Source organism: Bacteroidota bacterium (assembly GCA_016722565.1).
Taxonomy (GTDB): domain Bacteria; phylum Bacteroidota; class Bacteroidia; order 2-12-FULL-35-15; family 2-12-FULL-35-15; genus 2-12-FULL-35-15.
This window is the reverse complement of record JADKIU010000003.1, coordinates 190,886-213,498: the sequence shown is the minus strand read 5'-3', so window position 1 is coordinate 213,498 and position 22,613 is coordinate 190,886. Positions and strand designations below refer to the sequence as shown.

Sequence of the window (22,613 nt, the reverse complement as noted above, 5' to 3'; positions counted from 1 at the left end):
CAATGATTTTAGTTCTTTTTCAAATATAAGGAAAAAAATGAGAAATTTTCTGTCAGTTCGAGTGTTTCTGGAGCGGCAGCGAAAGAAATGTATCGAGAACCAGTTGAGCTCTTTTAGCGCGTCTCCTGATTGCTTCGTTCCTCGCAATGACGCCTTGTAATGATGTTTTTGCGAGATTTCACTTCTTCGAATTCTGATACCACGCCATTGCAAAGCGAATTTCAGAATAGGAGTAGTCATCACCTAATGATTGTTTGATGGGACCAAACAACGTTGTATCTAAGGTTTTGGAAACCGTGATGATGTTTTTCATTTTTTCTTCTTCCACAAATAATTTCACATCAATGAGTCCGAGTCCCGCATAATGTGCCAAATGTCCTTCGATGGTCATGGGAACCATTTTGCGTTCTGCAGCAATTTCATCAATCGTCTTCCCTGATTTATATAAATCAAAGGAAACTTTCTTTGTATCTACTTTTTCTTTTTTCTCGGTGTCCTTCTTTTTTCGTTCTTTCTTATTGCCTTTTATCGGACCAATAGCACTTAACTCGGCAATGCGTTCTTTGTTTTCTTCGGCAGTATTGATTTTATCTTTTGAAAATTCAGAATTCTCAGTGGCTGTTTTTACCATTGCATCTGCCTTATTGATCAGTTGGACTTGTTTGAAAAACATAGCATCCAGCTCAGCAAGCTCTTCCAAATAGGTTTTTACTTTCTTCTCATCTTTTAATACTTCTATTTGCTTGAGGACTGTTTTTGAGAATTGTTTTAAAATCGGACTGAAATGATTTTTAGCCGCTTCAACTCGTGTTTGGAGTTGCGCTTTATAATCAGGTTGTTTGGAATGAAAAATCTGTTTGAGTTGATTCAGAAATTTATCGGAGACGGATTTGGCTACATCCACTTCTTTTTTTAGTTCAAATGCCCAATTGAAATGTTTTTGCTTCGCAGATTTTTGTTCGTCTTTTTGATAGCTTTCAATATGCGTGGTTAAGGCATGATTTAAAGTCGCAAAATTAAAACACTGTACAATGTAATTTTGAAAAAACAAAAACGATTCGGATTCAAATAAATTCGTTAATGTTTCATCGCTTTCTTTTGAATTGGAATAAGCAGTGATGTTGGCATCAATGTTTAAGCTATTGGTGTTGATGGGTGATGATAGCACAAGCCCATTTAAACTAGTTAATCGCGAAAGCGCAACATAAACTTGTCCCGGTGCAAATGCTTGACCAATATCAATAATGGCTTTTGAAAAGGTAAGTCCTTGGCTTTTGTGCACGGTGATTGCCCAGGCTAATTTAATTGGGTAATGCGTGAAGGTGCCGTTAATTTTCTCTTCAATTTCATTGGTCGCTTCGTTGATGGCATATTTGATATTTTGCCATTCGTATTTTTCGATGTTCACCGGTTTGCTGTTGTCGCTGAAACTCACCTCAATATGCTTTTCGCTGATGTTTGAAATGATGCCGATTTTCCCATTAAAAAAACGTTGGGCTCCGGTTGGGTCATTTTTAATAAACATAATCTGAGCTCCTTTTTTTAATTCCATGTTTTCTTCAACAGGGTAGGAGTATTCATTGAAATCACCTGTAATCTCTGCTTTGAAAAAATAGGATTTGCCTCCCAGTTTTTGTAAGGATTCGCGATTCAAGCTATCTGCTTTGTTGTTATGGGTGGTCAGGTGAATGTAGTTGTCGGTTACGCTCGGACTGAAATTCGGTTTGTAGTAGGAGTTGAGTGTTTCAATATCACTTGTGGTAACTTGATTGCTTCTTAAATTATTGAGGATAGAAATAAATGTATTGTCAGCCTGACGATATATTTTATCCAATTCGATGTATAAGGGTTTGTTTTCTTGTAACACTTTTGCATCAAAGAAAAACGCGCTTTTATAGTGTGACTTTAAGTATCTCCATTCGTCTTCTTTTACTACCGGAGGTAATTGTAATAAATCACCGATGAATAAAACTTGAACACCACCGAATGGTAATTGATTTTTTCTTCTTACACTTTTGAGAACGGTATCAATAGCATCAAGTAAATCGGAGCGCAGCATACTTACTTCATCAATAATCAGTAGTTCTAATTCTTGAAGTAGTTTTCGTTTGCTGGCATTGAGTTGAAATCCTTTGAATAGGGTGTTGGGGGTATTTATTTTTATATGTTCATTAAATTCGATGGTGGTATCGCGAACCGGAACAAATGCCCCAAAAGGCAATTGGAAAAGAGAGTGGATGGTTACGCCACCAGCATTGATTGCGGCAATCCCTGTTGGTGCAACAATCACTGCGTTTTTATAGGTGTGTTTGATGATGTGTTTTAAAAAGGTGGTTTTCCCGGTGCCGGCTTTCCCGGTTAAAAAAACATTCTTATTGGTGTTGTTGATGAATTTGGAGGCAATGGCTGCAACTGAATTTTCCGCACGAATCTCTGTCATAAAGGTTATATAAATTATCCTTCGAAATTAGTGCTAAAAATTATACAAGGCAAATTATTGATAAAGCAATTTATTCTCATAAAAATCGTTCTTGCCATTTATGTATTCTTTTATGCTAAGTTTTAACAAATACGAATCAGTTAATCACTATTTTTCCTGTTGATACATTGGTGTCATTTTTAATTTTCAATGCATTAGATAAGTTAAAGCTAGTGATTTTTATTTAGCTTTGTTACATGACATTCCTCTCTCATTTATCCTCTGTATTATCCGTTTCAAAGTCGCTTGAAAAGGAATTGAGTCAGCTCACCAAGCAGATTCATGTTTCAAAAAACAATACCATTGTTGAAATTGATAGCCGTTGCAATGATTTATATTTTGTGGAAAAAGGGTTGTTACGTGGATTTTATTTGGATGATGGGAAAGAAATTACGAATTGGTTTGCACAGGAAGGCGAATTTGCAACCTGTTTTTATGCTTTTGTTTCCAAACAACCTTCATTTGAAACAATTGAAGCTTTGGAAGATTCCGTATTAACACAAGTTTCCTTTTCTGCGTTACAACAGTTGTATATTCAATTTCCGGAAACAGAACGATTGGGTAGAATCATTACAGAAAATTACTATATCAAATTAGAAGAGCGTTTGTTGAGTCTTCAATTTAAAACCGCCAAAGAGCGTTATCAAAATTTTCTCTTATCAAAACCTTCCTTATTACAAAGAACATCCTTAGGACAAATTGCTTCCTATCTCGGAATCACACAAGAAACATTGAGTCGGATTAGAGCAGAAGTATAGTGATGCACGTTTTTCTTCAAAATTGAGGCTGTTCTTATTTATCTAAAAATTGTATTTCGGAGCAGCGGGGAGACGTCCACGAAAAGTGCGAACCCAAAGTTTTGTGGCCTCCAAGCGAGGAGATTTGAGTGTAAAACAAAAGCTTTAGGTTGGTTTTCGTGGTCGCTTTTTCTTTGTTTCTTTCTTTTGGAGAATCAAAAGAAAGAAAGAAGCTATTTTACAGTGAACGGATTTTGTCTGAAAAGAATGATATTTAATCGTTCTACTCAAAATGTGTATGATTCCATCCTCGCTTTTTGACAATTATCAAAAATCCCCTCCAATCCCTTCTCTAATTTTGTCCCATCATCAAAACCTATAACTATGAAAAAACCATCAAATGCCTTTATTGCAGCCTCATGGCTTGCATTAATTACCGGAGCAGTCGGTTACAACATCGGATTGTGGAACGCCCAAATGCAATTAAACGAAAAAGGGTATTACTTCACGGTACTCATGTTCGGATTATTCGCTGCTGTTTCGTTACAAAAAGCCGTTCGTGATCAGCTGGAAAACATCCCCGTTACCGGAATCTATTATGGAATCAGTTGGTTCTCAACGTTGCTCGCCATCTTACTGTTGGTTATCGGCTTGTGGAATGCCTCCTTGTTGTTGAGTGAAAAGGGATTTTATGGAATGTCGTTCATTTTGGCAATGTTTGGAGCCGTAGCTGTTCAAAAGAATATCCGAGATGCACGGTCGGAGGAAGCGATTGATGAAAAAAAATCGGATCATTTTGAACATAATGCTTAATGCTTTGTTAGTATAGTAGTTTACCTGTTTTTTGTTAGTTTGTGAAGTCCCGAATAAAGCCATTTGCTTTATTTGGGATTTTCTTTTTGCTTTATTCCCTGTAAAAAGAGAATGGGTGCAATGGCGGCTAAAAAATGCTTCACAGTATGACCGCTGATGACTTGTAGGGAACTAAAAAGTTGTTTATCGTAGGTCTCACATACCTTTGCAAGCACATACACCAGCAACATGAACCATATCTGTTTCGAAGGATAATGTGGGGCTTTAAAAATCACGAGGATAATCGGTATCAAAAGCATCGGTAAAAATTGAACCGCCATATACATTCGTAAATCACCACAACCCATTGTTTCGGTATACTGCCAATAGATTACAGACCCCACTCCGATAAAGAGCAATGCAAACAATAGTATCCGTGAATATTGAACCGTGATGTATTCGGCAATGATGATTGCGAAAAACGACATAAACGAAATGGTCATAGGTAATCGGTCCCAAACCAATGTATTGTTGTTCGGATTAAAATGATAATAACCGGAGCCGATGCCCGTTAAAAATATTCCTAAGAAAAAAAGAAAGTAATGCATCCGAAGATTTGCACGGATTCTTGTTTTCGATTTTAGTAAACTTATAATCATACCTGCTGCACCAATTCCTAAAAAGGGTATGTTGGAAAGTACATTCCAATAATTGGAAATGGTTGATAAACTTCTACTGTCTGCAAACTGGTGATAGCAGGTATCCTGGCAAACAGGTTGTAATAAAAATAATCCGGTGCATGCTGCTATTGATAATAAAATCAATCCTCCAATTTTTTTTAATTGACTATTTTCCATGTTCTTTTTTTTTCTTCGAAATTAAAGTGTGTGCAGGAGGGAGATTTTGACATTTGTCAAAAAGTGAATGACGTTCCGATATTTTAACAGTATTTTAATACCTTTATCCATACCATGAAAACACGTTTATTACTTCTATCACTTCTTACTGTTTTATTCCATTCTTGTTCTTCCCCTGTGAAAGAAGAAACGAATTCGCCTACTGTTGATTTTTGCTCCAGCATTCATCTTGAAAAACGAATTGGCTTGTCGGTAGTGGATTCACTCATTACCTATAATAAAAATAAAACAGGCGTTTGCGCTTTAGAAGATGGAGGCGGTTCGATGGTGGCGCGCGCTTGGCTTTGTGAAAACGCAGAAAAAACAATTGATGTTCAATATTTTATTTTCTCAACCGATAATGTAGGATTGATAGCCGTTGATTATTTGGTGCGTGCAGCAGATCGGGGTGTGAAAGTAAGAATCCTGATTGATGATATTATGGTAGAAGCCGATGAAGAAAAATTATTGACCTTGGATGCGCATGAAAACATTTCCATCAAAATTTATAATCCTACCATTAATATCGGTAAAAACATTTTTGAAAAGCTAGGGAATCTGGACGCTGATTTTAGAGGCACCAACCAACGCATGCACAACAAAACATTTATTGTGGATGGAAAAGTGGTGATAACCGGTGGTCGAAATATTGCTGATGAATATTTTGATTACGACCACGACTATAACTTTCGCGATAGAGATGTATTGTTAATTGGAGGAACAACCAAAAAGGTGGTGAACTCTTTTGAGGAATTTTGGATTAGTCCGATTAGTCGTGACGTTACCAAAATTGTGGATGCAAATAAATACAAGCTAAAAACGGATGAACGTTTCGAACAATTGCATCAATATACTTGCGATTCGAATAACTTTTGGCCGCAAGTGCGACAAGAGATTAAAAATATTCCAGAAACATTTGAATTGATTCAAAAATCCGGACGATTGCAATGGGTAGACAGTGTTGTGTTTGTGAGCGATGTACCCGGCAAAAATGATGGAACACAAGGTTTGTCCGGTGGTGGTAATAGTACTTCTGCCTTGATAGAATTGGTAAAAAACGCAAAAAAATCCATTGTCATTCAGTCGCCATATTTAATTACAACCGATTTAGGTAAAAATCTTTTTAAAGAAGCAGTTGCAAGAGGAGTGGAAGTAAAGATCATGACCAACAGCATGGCCTCCACCGATAATTTAGAAGCGTTTAGTGGTTATCAGCGTGATCGGATTGCACTGCTCCAAACAGGAGTTCGAATTTTTGAATACAAACCCGATGCAGCCATTCGTAAAAAAATTATGACCGGTGCCTTGCAAAAGAAAATGGACTTTACACCCGTGTTTGGTTTGCATGCAAAATCGATGGTGATTGATGGAGAGATTACCGTTATCGGAACGTTTAACCTCGATCCGCGCTCGGCAAATTTAAATACCGAATGTGTAACGATTATTTATTCCCCTGCGATATCCAAAGGGGTGTTGGTAGGAATGGAGGAGGAGTTGAAACCTGAAAACTGTTGGGAAACCACCGTTCATTTTAATCCGGATAACGAAGCAGGACTGAAGAAAAACTTTAAAACAGGGGCCATGAAAGTGATTCCCAAGGGCATTTTGTAGTGGCACCGTTCTTGATATTTCATTTTCTCAGTAAAAAAACTCATTTTAGCAACCTGAAACATCTATACGTTATGAAAAAAATATACTTAGTACTCCTTTTCATTTTTGCCGTTCAATTTTCAATCGGACAAAATTGTAGCAATCCCATTTCACAAGCCGTTTTTCAAACAGGCTTTAATCAAGTTGCTGTTCTGCCGAGCAACGATGCCAAGTTGGTAAAAGCAATGGGTTTGTTGAACAACTCCTGCTTGATGAGTGAAAACATCAAGTCGATGGCCCAGTTGTTTACCGATGATATGTTTCGTTTAGAATATTGCAAAGCGGCTTATTTGCATGCCTTTGATCGTGCCGGTTATTATCAGGTTTACGATGCATTCAACAAGTTCTCTGTCGCTTTTATGTTGCACGATTATATTTTGGGAGTAAATGGCGGAACAACACCTGTTGTTACAAATCCAGTTGTCACAACTCCTTTGCCTCCGGCAGCAGGTGTTGTTTTCCCTATCTGGGTGTATCCTCCTCATACAAATTATAATGGTAAAAAAGGTTGTGCGGGACCCGTAATTTCTGATGAGCTTTTTAAAACTTCAGCTATGAATGTCAATAGTCAGCCTACAGAAGAATCAAAATATTTAGCGATTCAAAATGTATCAGACCAAAACTGTTTGAGTTTCACCATGATGATGAAATTGGCTTCCTTGCTTCAACAAGAAAGTATGCGTTCAAAAATCATGATGAATACGTTTGCAAAAACCTACGACCAAGAACATTATGAATCCGGAAAAGTAGTGTTTGCAACAGAGGCTGTAAAAAATGAATGGATTGCCTTTGCAAAAAACTATTTAACTCCGCCACCACCGCCTTGCTTGGTTTCAGATGCTGCTTTTAAAGCATTAATCAAAGATTTTGAAGAACAACGTTTTACAGATGATAAAATGAAGTTGTTTAATACGGTGTCGAAAGACAGATGTTTTAATGTGGAGCAAGTGAGAGCCATCTCCAAGCAATTTCCGTTTGATGACGAGAAAATGATCGTAATCAAAAACTCGTATGCAAAATGTACCGACCGACCAAACTATTATAAACTAGTGGATGAAGTCACATTTAGTAGCAATAAAGATAATTTGAGAAATTATATCAGCAGTCACTAATACCTAAAGGAGGTATAAGGTAAAATGGCAAATGTAGGATGTAAAATGGCAAATGTATAATGGCAAATGTATAATGTGAAATCTTCCTCCTGATAGCTATTGGGATTCCATCTTCCATCTTCCATCATCCATTGTCCATCATCCATCTACAGCCTTATTTCTTCATCAGTCGTTTGAGGTGCTTTTCAATATAGTTTTCACTGGTGATCAGTGCTTGCTGAATTCGCTTGGCATAGTGGATAGAATCCAGAATTTCTTTTTGTTTTTCTTCGATGATGTTTTTTTGAGCTTCCAAAAGTTGGTTCACTTTTTTCTTTTCTTTATAATTTCGAAACACCACAATTAAGAAAACTCCCAGGATTAAAAATCCTACAATGAAAACATTGCGAATCATGGCCTGTTTGTTTAGCTCTTCTTCTGCCTTGTAAGCAATTTCCTTTTGTTTGAGCTCAAATATTTTTTGTTCATTTTCAAAACGAATTTCATTATCAAGTTCGGCAAGTTCTGCTTGCTGTCCGGTTTGACTGGCGCTATCTGTAAAGCGGTTTAAGTCCATTGCACATTGGTAGGCTTTTCGCAATTCATTGTTTTTTTCATACACACTGGCCCCCAGTTTATGAATCTTTAATAAGATTTGATAATCGTCTGTTTCTTTTGTTTCTGCAATTAAGAGGTTGAGTTCTTTAGCCGCTTCCGAATAGTTCTGTTGTTTATCTAAAACAGTAGCGATATAATGTTGCACCAACATTTTCCGACTGCGGGATTTTGCGATTTCAAAATGTTTGTAAGCTTTTTTGAAGTTTACAAGTGCACTATCGTAGTTTTCCATTTTTAAGTAAACAGCACCCAGGTAGCGTTCAGATTCCGCATAGTCAAAGATGTTACCACTTTTTAAATATCCTTTTCTGGCATACGATTGTGCAAGTCTTCTATAATAAATCGCGCTTTCGAATTGTTTTAAATCACGGTAGGCATTACCAATCCACCCGGAGTTTTCATATAAGCCACGCATGTCATCCGGACTGTTTTTTAAGCTAGAATAATATGCTACTCTAAAATTTTTGAGCGCCTTTTCCAGTTTTTCATTTCCAAATTCAATGTACCCCAACACAAAAACCGATTTAGCATATTGTTTGGTATTGGTAGTGAGTTTATAAAACTCAACAGCCTTTTCATATTCACGTTCGGCTTTGTCGTATAATCCGTAGGAGCGGAATAAGTCGCCTCGGCAGGTATGTGCCATCCCTTTGAGTTCGATATTTTTTTCGGTTTCAGCTCTGCTAATGAGTTGCTCACAATAGTTCAATCCTTCAATTTGCTTCTGGGCTGCAATATACGTGCTTACCTTTTCGAAGACTAATTGTAAAAAAAGCTTGTTGCGTTTGTGTTTTTCGGCAATAACAATGGCTTCCTCCAATAAAGGCATGATTGTGTCATACGGTGCGTTTCTGGAATAAACCGCCAATAGCCGAATGGCATCTGCACGCACCGTATCTACCTCATGTATATTCAGTGCAATCCTTCTAACAGAGTCAATAGAATTGTTGTTGGCATCGATGGAAACCGAAAAGAAAAGAAGTAACGGAAGTAACCGTAAAGATAGCTTCATCAATTAAGACTAAAAAAATTCAGTATCTATTTTATAGCTCGAAATCACAATCACCGGTAGTTCGTTTACTTTAAAGGTATAATAAAAGATACCATTTTTAGTAAAGGTGGTTACTTCGGTTTTGTAGCGTTTACTTTGAATAGGAGCTGTTTTATTGAACATCGAATTCATTTGATTGTAGATCTCCCCAAAGTTTTTAGCATAATCGTGTTTGTTTCCTTTAATGAACGTGATCTCTGTTATTTTTTTGTCTCCTTTCACACTCGATACAACATCAATTTCAGCATTTCCCAATTCGCGTTCTTTTTCGTTGCAATAAAACGTAGCGCCATCCATCATGGGATTGGTCGATTTTTTAGAAGATTCCTCCACCACATAAAATTTCTTCTTAGTCATGTCTTCCGTAAAAGCCGCTCTGTCGAACGTGGTACATGCCTTAATAAACGTAAAAGGGAGTGTTTGTGCAACAAGTGTGTTGATTGCAATCACTGCAATTAAAGCGAGAAAAAGAGATTTTGTTTTCATAGGTTATAGTTTTAGTTAATCGTAAAAATCTGTTGAATGTTGATCTATCGAATATACCAAAAAAAACAATTCGAAGGTTTTATTTTGTTTTTAAATTCAGTTTATATCTGCATTATAAATCCGGATATAAGCATAAAATCGAATCCTATTAACTGGTTTATTGAAATGCGAACAATTAAAATTGAAAATAATCTGAACGCTCATCAGTGAATGGTCTAATCAGTTTTTATTGGTAGTGTTCTGCTGCCAATTGCAGGAGATAATATGCCATAATCATCCTTCAATTTCAAGAAAAAACTTTGGACGGCTTTTTAACAAAATCGCAATCATTTTATTCTGGTCTTTAAATTCCTTATATTTGAGAAAGGATGAAACTAACTTTTAAATTTATTGTTTTTCTCTTGGTCGTTTTTCCTTTTGGGTTAATTGCCCAAGAATGGAAAGAGGGCGAATGGAAAACTAATCCAGCTGGACTCAAATTTTATATTGTTGATGTTGGAAATGGAATTCGAATGGTAGATGGTGATAGTGTTAGCATCCATTTTACCTGGTACTCTGAAAAGGCAAAACAAATGTTGTTCACTACTTATGATAAAAAGATAGGAGTACAAGAAACAATTGTTGGTAAAAATTACTACGTAAAAGGATTTCAGGAGGCTTTTTCTATGTTAAATGAGAATGGAAAAGGATATTTTTTTATTCCTTCTCATCTTGCATATGGAGAGGAAGGTTTATAAGGAGAAAAAAATTTTTGTTATTATATTGAGGTCGTTAAAATAAAAAAAATTGTTAAGAAATGAGTAAAATCGATTTAAAAATAATGGATGAAACCCTTGGAGGTAAAATCATCGGTGAGATTATTCTGTCATTAGAGTCAGAGATAACAAAAGTGGAAGATATACTTAAGGCTAGAGTTTTTTTTGAAGTAGAAAAGTATAATTCAAAACTTCCGGAATATTTTAATGGATTAGTACAGCCTGAAGAAGCTGAAGTGACACTGAATGGCTATAAGCTTAAAAAGAAAAGAAATATAGATCCTGAAAAACAGTTTTATGTGGCCTGTGATGCTTATTTGAAGAATTCTTTTTTTATTCTTATTGATGATAAGCAGGTTGGAACCTTGGATGAGGAAGTGCTTTTGACAAAGGATACGACAATCAGTTTTGTAAAGCTAACGCCATTAGTAGGAGGATAATATGGGCTTGTTGGATTTTTTTAAAGGTAAGTCAAGCGAAGACCTCGCATCGAAATATGAGCGTCTGGTCACTGAAGCTGCAAAAGAAGCTGGGACAAATTGGTGGTCGGTAAAACCGTCACAGCTTAAAACATACAATGAAAAAATTTTTATTCTGAGTGATCAGGAAAAGGTGGAGTTCATCAGTGAAACTATTAAGAGATGTGATAACTATCACAAGGGCAGGAAAACCTATTCGACAAATGACATCGAATACATGAAGGACAGGGTGGGAGAAACACTCATTAAACACGTTTTAAAAACCCGTCTTGAACTAACAGACAAGCATATTGCAGAATTGTGTACTATCTTCACAACAGGCAGAACCTTCACGCATGGAGTGACTCGGCTTGTATGGCCGGTTGGCTTGTTGGTTAATCAGATAGAAAAACAGATCAAGCAGCGAGGACTCTCTCCGGATTTGCGCACATCATTATCGACTATAAAAAAAGCTATTTCTGTACTCGATTACTTCTACGATGAAAAAGATAAGCTCAAACTTCAGGAAAAGATTGATGCGATTATTTTCAAAGAAGATAATACATCAGAAGAAGTAAAGCCTTCCTATTTTCAAACTGAAGACGAGTTTGGGATTTTTGCCAACAAAACTATTGATGAATATTCCATGGAGACCAGAATCATCTGGTATAAGCTTGTTTCCATGTGTAGGAAGGCATCAGGGTCAAAACCTTCCGGAAAATATATTGTTCAGGGAACAGCTCTTTACAAAACCCTTGGTCCTGAAAAATTTAAAAGAACGGTTAACAGCTGGTTGGAGTTTATAATTAAATATAAAGAAACTGAAAAGCAACATGTATCCGAGTGGCAGGGAAGAACCAATACACATACTTATTATCAATTTCTAAATTCCACTAATCTCGATACCTTAAAAGGTTTTGTATGGTTGTATACGAACTTCTACGACAAAGCAACGTTGTTCACGATTTCAGCACTAGCTGAGCGCGCTTACAGAAAAATTCCCGGAAAAGGACCTGCAGCAGCTGCCATTGGTAATGCCTGCATGTATGTGTTGGCTGAATCAAGAGGACTCGATGGAATTGGCCACCTATCGAGGTTAAAACTAAGAATAAAACAAAGCAGCGCAAGGAAGACGATTGATCAGTATCTTGTTTCTGCCGCGAAAAAAATGGGCGTAAGTCTTGCTGAAATAGAGGATATGGCGGCTGATGATTTTGGTTTAACCAATGGGGCTATGTCTTTTGATCTGGAAGGATATTCAGCTAAACTTAAAATCACTGGTATAGGAAAGACTACTTTGAATTGGTTTAAGCCCGATGGTAGTCCACAAAAATCAGTGCCTGCCTTAGTAAAAGAAAAACTAGCAGCAAAACTAAAAAAGGTCAAATCTACGATTAAGCAGATTGAAATAAATCTGACTGCTCAGAGAGATAGAATTGACAGAATGTTAAAACTTGAAAGAAAATTGTCTTGGGCTCAGTTCGATCAATTCTATTTTTCACATGGACTAATCTCTTTTATTGCTAAAAAACAAATATGGACGATATCGTCAGCTGAGAAGCAAGTTAATTGTATTTGGCTGGATGATAAATGGAAGAATTGTAAAGGAGAAGAAGTGAAATTTGAAACTGAAAATGCTACAGCAGAATTATGGCATCCAGTAAAAAGCAATATTGAAGAAATAAGATCATGGAGAGAATTTCTAGAAAAGAATCAACTTTCTCAACCTGTTAAACAGGCCTTTCGTGAAGTATATATTTTAACTGACGCAGAAATAAATACAAGGGTTTATAGCAATCGGATGGCTGCTCATGTATTGAAGCAGCATCAGTTTAATTCATTGGCAAATATTCGTGGGTGGAAGTATACATTGCTTGGAGCATATGATAATGGAATGTTTAATCAGGCTGCAACAATAGAATTACCTGAATATAATCTTAAAGCTGAATTTTGGGTTAATGAAATTAATGCTGATGATGCCTTTAATGATACAGGTATTTGGAATTACATAGCTACTGATCAGGTTAGATACACAGCACTAAACAATCAAGATCCAATTGAATTAACCAATATTCCTGCGGTTGTATTTTCAGAGGTCATGAGGGATGTTGATCTTTTTGTTGGTGTGGCTAGTGTAGGAAATGATCCAACATGGCAAGATAGTGGAGGGATTCCAGCTTATCGTGATTATTGGCAGTCGTACTCTTTTGGTGATCTTTCTGAAGTGGCGAAAACAAGAAAAGAAATACTTCAGAAGTTGTTGCCTAAATTAAAGATTGCTTCCATTTCGACTATTCAGGATAAATTCCTTGTTGTAAAAGGTAAATTAAGAACTTACAAAATACATATTGGTAGTACAAATATATTGATGGAACCTAACGATCAATATCTATGCATCGTTCCTGATCGCTCCAAGCCAAATACCGAAAATTTATTTATACCTTTTGAAGGAGACAGTGGTCTGTCTGTTATTATAAGTAAAGCACTTTTACTTTCAGAGGATGATAAAATAACAGATTCTACTATTACAAGCCAGATTAACCGAAAATGAGTTTCGATAATAGGTACCAGACACAAATTAATTTACCTGAAATAGGTGTAAACGGACAAAATGCAATTGAAAATTCCAATGTGCTTGTTATTGGTGCTGGAGGTTTGGGTTGCCCTGTTTTGATGTACTTGTCCGCTTTGGGTATAGGTAAGATTGGGGTTGTTGATTTTGATGTTGTTAATGTAAAAAATTTAAATCGTCAAATCATCTACAAAGAAACTGACATCGGAAAATTCAAAGTAGATTTAGTAAAAGAAAAAATGAAGGAGCAGAATTCTCAATTAGAAATTGTGACTTATAATGTTCGATTCTCCGATGAAAATGCTCTGACAATTTTAGAAGATTTTGATTTTGTGATAGATTGCTGTGATAATTATGAAACAAGGTATGTGATCGATTCAAATTGTTTTTCCACTGGAAAGCCATGGATATATGCGGCAGTTGGTGGATTTGAAGGCCAACTCTCTGTTTTTAATTATAAGAAAAAGGTAAGATATAAGGATGTTTATTCCGATAAAAGTATTTTTAAAACGATAGATGCTTGCGATGTTCAAGGTGTAGTTGGAAGTACATGTGGTTTTGCAGCAAGTTTACAAGTAAATGAAGCAATTAAGATAATATTAAACAGGGAAGATGTTTGTGAAGGTGAATTGCTTGTTTTTAATTTACTTGATCTGAAACTAAGAAAGTTTAAATTAAATCATATGTAATACTCCTCACCATTATGGATCTATAAAATTAATAATTAACTAAATAACTAAAAATATGTTCGGAATTAAACACATCAAATTTGACTCGATGACCTTTGTTATCCATTTTAAAAATGGACAAGTGGTAAGAGAAGGCCGCGGGCTATCGTTCTTTTATTTTGAGCCCAATAGCTCTATTGTCGCAATTGCAATGGGAAGTAATGATTTGCCATTTATTTTTAATGAAACGACCAACGATTATCAAACTGTTTCCATTCAAGGGCAAATCAGTTATAAAATAAGTAACCCCAAAGCCCTTGCTGACGTTTTGGACTTTACTGTAAATAGCAATGGCGTTTATAAAAAGAATGACCTTGAGAAATTGAATCAGCGTATTATTAATGTAGCACAAACATCCACATCTTCTTATATCCATGGAATTAAGTTAAAGGATGCCATTCGTTCGGCTAAATCAATTGAAGCTCAAATTCTGGACGGACTTAAATCATCTCCGGCTATTGTACTTTTAGGAATTGAGATATTAGGAGCAAATATTCTAGCTATTACAGCTACTCCTGAAATGGCCAGAGCTTTGGAAACAGAAACGAGAGAGAAATTACAGCAAGAAGCTGATCAAGCAATTTATGAACGCAGAAACTTTGCCGTAGAGCAGGAGCGAAAAATTAAAGAAAGTGAATTAAATACCGAAATCGCGATTGAAGAGAAACAAAAACAAATTGCTGAAAAGCAAATGGAAACAAGAATTCAAGGTGCTGAAAATGAAAGAAAGTTAAGAGAAATGCAAGTGGAAGCAGATATTTCCGTTGAGAACCAACGTAAGCTCTTGATAGGACAAAAAGCGGCAAATGATAAACTGGAGGCAGAAACACAAGGGTATGTTCTTGAAACAACTTTAAAACCATATAAAGAAATGGATTGGAAAATATTAACCGCCTTAAATAATAATCCAGATCCTAAATTTAACATCTCACTTGCTTTTCGTCAGCTTGCTGAAAATGCAAGTAAGATTGGAACTTTAAACATCAGCCCTGAATTGTTAGAATCATTGGTTGGAGATAAAAAAGGAAAGTAAGAGATGAGTATTGACTATGCAATTATCGTAAAAAATAAAACACGATTGGAAGTCCTGGTTGAGCGCTTTAATACAAAGGCTCAAGCTCAATTTTACATTGAGCGTTCGGGGGGCAATTGGAAAGAGTATGAGGTTGAGCATGTTCAATTTCATAACTCCCTTTCCGCTGTTCAGAAACAGCTTTCCGCTGTGATAAAAAATAAGATTGTTGAACGAACCTTTTTGCCATCTTTTCTTTTCAACGAAAAACAGCTGGTGATAGTAATTGGTCAGGATGGATTGGTTGCAAACACTGCTAAATATGTGAATGGAATTCCAATTGTAGCAATCAATCCTGACACAGATAGATATGATGGTTTTTTGTTGCCGTTTACTTCTGAAAATTTTATTTCAGGAGTTGAGGCCGTGATAAAAAATGATTATGATTCCAAAACTGCTTCTTTTGCTGAAGCGCAGTTGAATGATGGACAACGGTTATTAGCATTTAATGATCTTTTTATTGGAGCTTCATCACATGTTTCTGCTAGGTACAAAATTTCTTATGCTAATAAATCGGAAGAACATTCTTCTTCTGGTATTATTGTTTCTACAAAGGCCGGTTCATCGGGTTGGTTAAGCTCTGTGTTTAACATGACAAGAGGAGTAAATGGGTTTATGCACAAAGAAAAAAAAGATATTCAGAGCAAGCAACTGAATGATGAGCAGCTAATGTTTGTTGTAAGAGAGCCTTTTCAAAGTAAAAAAACACAAACAGGTATTGTAACAGGGTTGCTAAATCATCAGTCTAGCTTGATTTTGGAGTCGTATATGCCAAACAATGGAGTAATCTTTTCTGATGGGATCGAAAGTGATTTTCTGAATTTCAATTCTGGAGCAATTGCAGTAATCGGAACAGCAAAAGAAAAAGCAAAACTTGTTTTGAAAAGCTAAAAAAATCTGACTCTCTGTAAGTGCTGTTAATATTGATATTTTGAGGTGTTTTTTTAATTTATAATTTATAAATAAAAAAAATAAATCATTTTTTACTTGACATGCAATCATCTTTGATATACATTTGCAACGCATTTCACCTCTGAGATACAATTTAATGATAGGAGGAAACTACACATGCAAGAGCGCAAACACATATCATCCCTGCATTTCACTGCGTAATACGCGGCTCTAAATCCCTTTTTTATTTTATTAGCTTAAAAGGTCTTTTGATCAAGTCAAATTTATTTAGTCCCGCGTTATCAAAAAAAATCATGAGGTTTTCTTAAAAACTCGTTCAGTTTTTGCAGCGGACATCCTGTATAGCAGGTTCCAATAATTAAATTATTTAATCACAATTTAACACACATGCAAATGCATACCCGTGAAAGGGAGTTCTATGCCTCATGCAGCCGCTTAAAGACTGAACGGACAAAAAAAAGATTGCAGAAAAAAGATCTGGAGAAGAAACTGATTTACGTATACAAAGAATTGAAACGTATCAGAAGGGAACATAATAATCTCGGTTATGCCGACCTCGTACCTCCGATACAAAAAGGATGGAAACGTTTCTTTGTACTTCGCGAAGATGTTGCAAGAACAAGTGATGCAATTATTTTTCAGCAGATTATCGATAAAATCAATGTGCCTGCCTATAGTCACCGCAAAGATTTTAAAAAGCGGAAGAAACAAAAAGGTAAAAAGGTATATGTGGATTGTGTTCAACAACTGCCGGTAATAGAACTCTATCAATTAAGAACACTAAAGTTAACAGAAAAAGAACGAACGTATTTTAATCTTGAGAGAAGGTATGACCCGAAACACTGGCACTTATTTCGACAAGTACTTGTGTTCAAGGAGCCCTGGAGATTTGTACTTAAAGTAATACCCAATATGATCACACATGTAAAGATTATTGATCCAGCTTTAATGAAAGCAGAGCAAGAGTATGAGAATTATCTCATTAAAAATAATCTAAGGAATAAGATGTATAAGATCCTAGATGGATATGCGAAGTATAATTCGAATTGGAAAAAACAAGATAAGATGAAGTACAAAAGTTTGTTTAAAACAGAATCTGTTTCTAAGATAGAAATGGAAATTAAAAATTATTAAAAATAAAACATGAGCAATAATAAATTAAGAGGGAAAGACCTCAATAAAATCGGATTTGAGAATGATGTGTCGAGAAGTGTTGCAATAACGACTGCTTCCAGACATATGAAACATGCGAAAAAAGAAGAAATTCTTGCATTGTTTCAAAAAATTAAAGAAACGCCAGCGGATTATGAATTTGATCCTTTGTTTGGACTTCTGGCAAATACCTTCATCGTTAAAGATAAGTTGAAGGCTTTCAATTCGTATGATCTTTTACAGGAAACAGGATTGCTGAAGATTTATGGTGGAAAGGGAATTGAAGCGGATGCAAAACAACAAATGGAGATCGCTATGAGTCTTCCTGTGAGTATTCGCGGAGCATTGATGCCAGATGCACATAGTGGTTTTGGTTTACCGATTGGTGGTGTGCTAGCTGTGGAGAATGCAGTAATTCCATTTGGTGTGGGATTAGATATCGGTTGCCGTATGGCTTTGTCAATTTATGAAGTGCCAGAGAACTATCTTTCTCGTCATCACTATGAGTTGAAAACAGCTCTGAAAGAATTTACACACTTTGGCATGGATGGTGCCTTGGAGTTCAAACAGGAACACGAAGTCCTTGACCGCGATGAATTTCGCCAAACGGAATTGCTCCGTAAACTTCATGGTAAAGCTATCAGACAGTTGGGAAGCTCAGGCAGTGGAAATCATTTTGTGGAATTCGGACTCATAGAACTGAACGAGAACAATACAGTTGGTTTGCCTGCCGGTGTATACATGGGGCTATTGTCACACTCCGGTTCACGAGGACTAGGTGCAAACGTGGCGCAACATTATACCAAACTTGCGATGGAAGTTTGTAAGCTGCCTCGAGTAGCGCAACACATGGCTTGGTTAGATTTGAATTCAGCCGAAGGACAAGAGTATTGGATGAGTATGAATCTGGCAGGAGATTATGCAAAAGCTTGCCACGATCGAATACACATCAATATTTCAAAAGCAATTGGATTAAAGCCTTTCGTGAAAGTAGAAAATCATCATAACTTTGCTTGGAAAGAAGAGTTAGATGGAAAAGAAGTGATTGTTCACCGCAAAGGTGCAACACCTGCACATAAAGGAGAACTCGGAATCATTCCTGGTAATATGACTGATGCCGGTTACCTGGTTGTTGGAAAGGGAATTTCCGATTCACTCAATTCTGCTTCTCACGGAGCAGGGCGAAGTATGTCACGGAAGAAGGCCAAAGAAAGTATCACTGTATCTTCATTCAGAAAAATGGTGGAGAGCGCAGGTGTCACACTTATTGGAGCGAGTTCGGAAGAATCTCCCTTTGCCTATAAAGACATCGAAGAAGTAATGGTGGCACAACAAAACCTTGTGGATATTCATGGGAAGTTCACACCTAAAATTGTAAGAATGAATAAAGAATAAAAATGATGGAACAGAAAATAATACAAATAACATCAGGAAAAGGACCTGCAGAATGCGAAAGAGTGGTGGCGAAAGTGCTTGAGAAAATTCTCAAGCATGCTCGCACTGCTGAACTAGAAACAACGATGGTTGAATCCGTAAAAGGAAATATTGCCGGTACGTTATTATCGGCAATGGTTATGTTGAAAGGAAAAGGAACAAATCTGTTTTGCACTCAGTGGGAAGGAAGTGTGCAATGGATCGCACAAAGCCCGTATCGTAAATATCATAAGCGTAAGAACTGGTTTGTTGGTGTGATTGTTCATGACATAACAAAACAAATGGAATGGAACGATAAAGATGTTGTGTATCAGACAATGAGAGCATCCGGACCAGGTGGACAACATGTCAATAAAACGGAGTCAGCGGTAAGAGCAACACATTTGCCATCCGGAATAAGTGTAACTGCTTCTGCTGAACGGTCGCAACTCATGAACAAAAAGGAGGCGACAGAGCGTTTGAAGAATAAATTGATAAGTTGGAAACTGGAACAGGCGAATGAAAAAATTCAGGATCAATGGATGGAACACAACTTGCTTTTGAGAGGGAACCCTGTCAAAGTATTTAAGGAAGTGTTGTAGTAGTGCTATTATTTAAATAGCATCGAAAGATTACACAACACCACATTAATCGTTTGGATTGTGATATTTTTTTAAACTGTTTTTTAATCGTGATTGAATGGTGCCGACTAACCGTTTCGGAGCGAGCACCTCGATTTGTTCACCAAAGCCTAACAGTTCCCGCTCTAATTCAAAATTCCATACTACGGTAATGCTAAAAATCATTCCTTCGGAATCTTCTTTGAGAATAGTTTGAGAAGTATGAAGTGGTTTTGTTTTAACATAAGGTGCATTCGCTTTGTCTATTCGGATAACAATTGTTTGAGGTTTTTGTCCGATGGCTTTTGTCACTCCAATTGTATCATTGTAATAGGTTGCTATATCAATCAGTTTGTTCTCATGGTATTTTTCCGAACGGAGTTCCTTCAGTTCAACAATGCGGTCGAGGGCCAGGTTAATAATGCCTCTCGATTTTTTATTTGCTCCCAATACAAACCAACGATTGCGGTACTCTTTTAAGAGATAAGGAAAGAAAATCATGTCATTCGGCTTTTCTGCCTTAAACGATTGATAGGATAACTGAAGAGCCGTTTTACTGATGATGGCTTTGTGCAACGGATCAATGAATTCAAGTCCTTTCAATAATTCGTTCTTTTCAAAATCAATGTAGGATCGGCCTTTGTGTTTTTGTTTGTAGATTTTGTCTTCGAGTTTTGTAACCATTCCGGTTAACTCTTGGAAATAACCAAATCCTTTGAATTGTTTTAAAACATCCAGTACTTCATTGAGTGTGCCAAGGTCTTGCTTGGATAAAGGAGTATTGGTGATGCTGTAATTGCTTTCATCATAGGAATAATACTTCTTATCCGTTACAATAATGGGGGCATTGTATCCAAGCTTTTCACTTCGCATGTTTTGCAGATCAAGTTGAATGGTGCGCTTGCTGATTCCTTTGGTCATTCCTTCGTATTCATACAAAGCATCGGATACGGCTTCCATCAGATCTTCCAGTGTCCATTTACGGAAACGGTTCTGCAAACAATTATCAATTGTTTTGTAACGAATGAGGGCAAGTTTGTTTATCGGCATATTGGAATAGATTAAGGAGGATCAAATATAGTTAAATATCATTTTAATGCGCAATCTATTTGCGTAGTTGGGTAAATGAAGCAATTGAAACGAATTTAATTGTGCTGGAAATGAGTAGATTATAGAAAAAATAGAAAATAAATTTATCTGCGCAATTCGAATGCGTACTTGTGTAGAATCTTTGCATCGTCAATATGAAACAAGTGAAAACATATTGAAAAGTAAAAAATAAAAGAAGCAATCGTTTACAAAAATTAAAAAACAAGTACTATGAAATTCAACATCTTCAAAAAGAATGCAACGGTAGTTAAGAACTACGAAGGTGCAAAAGCGTATGCGTTAACTCCTGAAATGGAATTGTATTCAGCTGTTGCGACAGCCGGATTGAGTGATACCTTTTATGAAAAAGGGGAAGACCGCTTGGAACGTATCAAAGCATTGATCGTGAAGAATGATCCGGAGTATGTTGCACGATTGGCAGTATATACACGTAACGAAATGTATATGAGAAGTATCTCAATGGTATTGGCTGTTGAATTGGCCAAAACAAATTCCGGTAATGCAATTGTTGCTAAAACGGTAAGTGGAGTTGTTAAACGTGCAGATGAAATCACCGAATTGCTTGCATATTATCAATTGGCGAACAAAAGAACAGGTGCTAAAAAATTGAATAAACTTTCAAAGCAAATTCAAAAGGGTTTGTCGGTATCGTTCAATCAATTTGATGAATATCAGTTCGGAAAATATAACCGTGAAACAGATGTGAAATTGCGTGATGCCTTGTTTTTGGTTCACCCGAAAGCGAAGGATGACGCTCAGCAAGCGGTGTTCAATAAAATTGTTTCGAACCAATTGGCGGTACCATATACTTGGGAAACAGAATTGTCGGCTGTTGGTCAGATCAAATACGAAAATGAAAAAGCGAAGGCTGAAGCCGTAAAAGCAAAATGGGAAGAATTGATTGATAGCAAAAAGATTGGTTACATGGCTTTGATGAGAAACCTACGTAACATCTTGGATGCAAATGTATCTGCAGCGCATGTTGAGAGCGTATGTGCCTATTTGTCGAATGAGATTGCAGTTTCAAATTCAAAACAATTGCCTTTCCGTTTCCTTGCAGCATACCGTGAGGTGAAAGTGTTGAAATCAGAATTTGTTACCATGGTTCTGAATGCATTGGAAGACGCTGTGGTTGCAAGTATTAAAAACCTAAAAGGTTTTGATGTAACAACCCGTGTATTGATTGCTTGTGATGTTTCGGGATCGATGCAGAAATCAATATCCGCAAAAAGCAAAGTTTTGTTTTTCGATATCGGATTGATGTTGGGGATGTTGATGCAGTCGAAGTGTAAACGTGTGGTAACTGGTATGTTTGGTGATACCTGGAAAGTAATCAACATGCCTAACTGTGGAATTTTGTCGAATGTTGACGAATACTATAAACGTGAAGGAGAAGTGGGTTACGCAACAAACGGTTACAAAGTGATCGATGATTTGATCGCACGTAAAGTGATAATGGATAAAGTGATGATGTTCACCGATGCACAGATGTGGGATAGCACTTTTGGAAGCTCAAGCCTTGAGAAATCATGGAAGGCATACAAAGCAATAGCTCCGGAAGCAAAATTATATGTTTTCGATTTGGCAGGTTATGGAAACACTCCATTAAAAATGCTGAATAATGATGTCTGCTTGATTGCAGGTTGGTCAGATAAAGTGTTTGATGTATTGGCTGCCATCGAAAACGGTGAGAATGCAGTAGAGAAAATCAAACAAGTAGAGTTGTAAAAAGAGGAACCCCTCTGTTAACATTGACAGAGGGGTTTAACAAGGCCTGGTAGCTTAAAAGGAAAAGCTGTGGTAAAATTACGGAACCACGGAGTGTATGGATATCTGGTTATGACTGCACGTTATAATGAGTTCAATTTATCCCGCATGTGCGGGACACCGAAATGATTTATCAAAGTAGGGAAGCGTATTTACAACCATACTGTTCGAAAGAAATTGTGAGTTCGAATCTCACCCCGGTCACAAACGTTCTTTAAATTATTGTAAAATATTAATAGACATTGTCAAAATGC

The 22,613-nt window shown here is 36.6% G+C and carries 20 protein-coding genes; 14 read left to right on the top strand and 6 right to left on the bottom strand.

Features of this window, described 5'->3' with window-relative positions:
- Positions 1–178: 178 nt before the first annotated feature.
- Positions 179–2,440 (bottom strand): helix-turn-helix domain-containing protein, encoded by a 2,262-nt coding sequence (locus tag IPP64_12080; protein ID MBL0330126.1) that lies wholly within the window; start codon positions 2,438–2,440, stop codon positions 179–181.
- A 236-nt stretch (positions 2,441–2,676) separates the two neighbouring features.
- On the opposite strand from IPP64_12080, the gene IPP64_12075 reads away from it, so the two are divergent.
- A complete protein-coding gene (locus tag IPP64_12075) occupies positions 2,677–3,237 on the top strand; it encodes a Crp/Fnr family transcriptional regulator (GenBank protein MBL0330125.1) in 561 nt (186 codons plus the stop codon).
- A gap of 363 nt (positions 3,238–3,600) precedes the next feature.
- Complete coding sequence (locus tag IPP64_12070) at positions 3,601–4,029, top strand: hypothetical protein (protein MBL0330124.1); 429 nt, start codon at positions 3,601–3,603, stop codon at positions 4,027–4,029.
- Between the two features lie 68 nt (positions 4,030–4,097).
- Here the strand turns inward: IPP64_12070 and IPP64_12065 are convergent, their stop codons facing one another.
- Positions 4,098–4,865: a ceramidase domain-containing protein gene (locus tag IPP64_12065; protein MBL0330123.1), complete on the bottom strand. Its 768-nt coding sequence runs from the start codon at positions 4,863–4,865 to the stop codon at positions 4,098–4,100.
- A 114-nt stretch (positions 4,866–4,979) separates the two neighbouring features.
- On the opposite strand from IPP64_12065, the gene IPP64_12060 reads away from it, so the two are divergent.
- Together IPP64_12060 and IPP64_12055 are read left to right on the top strand one after the other, a co-directional pair.
- Positions 4,980–6,515 (top strand): phospholipase D family protein, encoded by a 1,536-nt coding sequence (locus tag IPP64_12060; protein MBL0330122.1) that lies wholly within the window; start codon positions 4,980–4,982, stop codon positions 6,513–6,515.
- Between the two features lie 71 nt (positions 6,516–6,586).
- Positions 6,587–7,666, top strand: coding sequence for a DUF4476 domain-containing protein (locus tag IPP64_12055; GenBank protein MBL0330121.1), 1,080 nt, complete (start codon positions 6,587–6,589; stop codon positions 7,664–7,666).
- Here IPP64_12055 and IPP64_12050 read toward each other — a convergent pair.
- From IPP64_12050 to IPP64_12040, 3 genes are read right to left on the bottom strand one after another with little or no spacing between them, the layout of a single operon-like run.
- Positions 7,663–7,812 (bottom strand): hypothetical protein, encoded by a 150-nt coding sequence (locus IPP64_12050; protein ID MBL0330120.1) that lies wholly within the window; start codon positions 7,810–7,812, stop codon positions 7,663–7,665. The two genes, IPP64_12055 and IPP64_12050, sit on opposite strands and share 4 nt — an antisense overlap.
- Before the next feature lie 8 nt (positions 7,813–7,820).
- Entirely contained in the window at positions 7,821–9,275 is a 1,455-nt protein-coding gene (locus tag IPP64_12045; GenBank protein MBL0330119.1) for a hypothetical protein, read from the bottom strand.
- A gap of 9 nt (positions 9,276–9,284) precedes the next feature.
- Positions 9,285–9,800: a hypothetical protein gene (locus tag IPP64_12040; GenBank protein ID MBL0330118.1), complete on the bottom strand. Its 516-nt coding sequence runs from the start codon at positions 9,798–9,800 to the stop codon at positions 9,285–9,287.
- Positions 9,801–10,168: 368 nt separating this feature from the next.
- Here IPP64_12040 and IPP64_12035 point away from each other — a divergent pair, with 368 nt between their 5' ends.
- From IPP64_12035 to IPP64_11995, 9 genes are all read left to right on the top strand, one after another.
- A complete protein-coding gene (locus IPP64_12035; protein MBL0330117.1) occupies positions 10,169–10,537 on the top strand; it encodes an FKBP-type peptidyl-prolyl cis-trans isomerase in 369 nt (122 codons plus the stop codon).
- A gap of 68 nt (positions 10,538–10,605) precedes the next feature.
- On the top strand, positions 10,606–10,995 hold the full coding sequence (locus IPP64_12030; GenBank protein MBL0330116.1) for a hypothetical protein: 390 nt from the start codon (positions 10,606–10,608) through the stop codon (positions 10,993–10,995).
- A gap of 1 nt (position 10,996) precedes the next feature.
- Complete coding sequence (locus IPP64_12025) at positions 10,997–13,564, top strand: DUF4132 domain-containing protein (GenBank protein ID MBL0330115.1); 2,568 nt, start codon at positions 10,997–10,999, stop codon at positions 13,562–13,564.
- A complete protein-coding gene (locus tag IPP64_12020) occupies positions 13,561–14,274 on the top strand; it encodes a HesA/MoeB/ThiF family protein (protein MBL0330114.1) in 714 nt (237 codons plus the stop codon). The genes IPP64_12025 and IPP64_12020 overlap by 4 nt, the downstream gene beginning before the upstream one ends.
- A gap of 55 nt (positions 14,275–14,329) precedes the next feature.
- Complete coding sequence (locus tag IPP64_12015) at positions 14,330–15,346, top strand: membrane protease subunit, stomatin/prohibitin (protein ID MBL0330113.1); 1,017 nt, start codon at positions 14,330–14,332, stop codon at positions 15,344–15,346.
- Positions 15,347–15,349: 3 nt separating this feature from the next.
- Complete coding sequence (locus IPP64_12010) at positions 15,350–16,276, top strand: NAD(+)/NADH kinase (protein ID MBL0330112.1); 927 nt, start codon at positions 15,350–15,352, stop codon at positions 16,274–16,276.
- A gap of 483 nt (positions 16,277–16,759) precedes the next feature.
- Positions 16,760–17,431 (top strand): hypothetical protein, encoded by a 672-nt coding sequence (locus IPP64_12005; GenBank protein MBL0330111.1) that lies wholly within the window; start codon positions 16,760–16,762, stop codon positions 17,429–17,431.
- A gap of 9 nt (positions 17,432–17,440) precedes the next feature.
- Complete coding sequence (locus IPP64_12000) at positions 17,441–18,844, top strand: RtcB family protein (protein ID MBL0330110.1); 1,404 nt, start codon at positions 17,441–17,443, stop codon at positions 18,842–18,844.
- Between the two features lie 5 nt (positions 18,845–18,849).
- Positions 18,850–19,464: a peptide chain release factor H gene (locus IPP64_11995; protein ID MBL0330109.1), complete on the top strand. Its 615-nt coding sequence runs from the start codon at positions 18,850–18,852 to the stop codon at positions 19,462–19,464.
- A gap of 45 nt (positions 19,465–19,509) precedes the next feature.
- On the opposite strand, the gene IPP64_11990 is transcribed toward IPP64_11995, so the two are convergent.
- Positions 19,510–20,532 carry a WYL domain-containing protein gene (locus tag IPP64_11990; protein ID MBL0330108.1) on the bottom strand — a complete coding sequence of 341 codons (1,023 nt, stop codon included), beginning with the start codon at positions 20,530–20,532 and terminating at the stop codon, positions 19,510–19,512.
- Between the two features lie 270 nt (positions 20,533–20,802).
- On the opposite strand from IPP64_11990, the gene IPP64_11985 reads away from it, so the two are divergent.
- The gene (locus IPP64_11985; GenBank protein ID MBL0330107.1) at positions 20,803–22,320 is read left to right on the top strand and encodes a TROVE domain-containing protein; all 1,518 of its coding nucleotides are present in this window, start codon (positions 20,803–20,805) and stop codon (positions 22,318–22,320) included.
- The last annotated feature ends 293 nt before the right edge of the window (positions 22,321–22,613 follow it).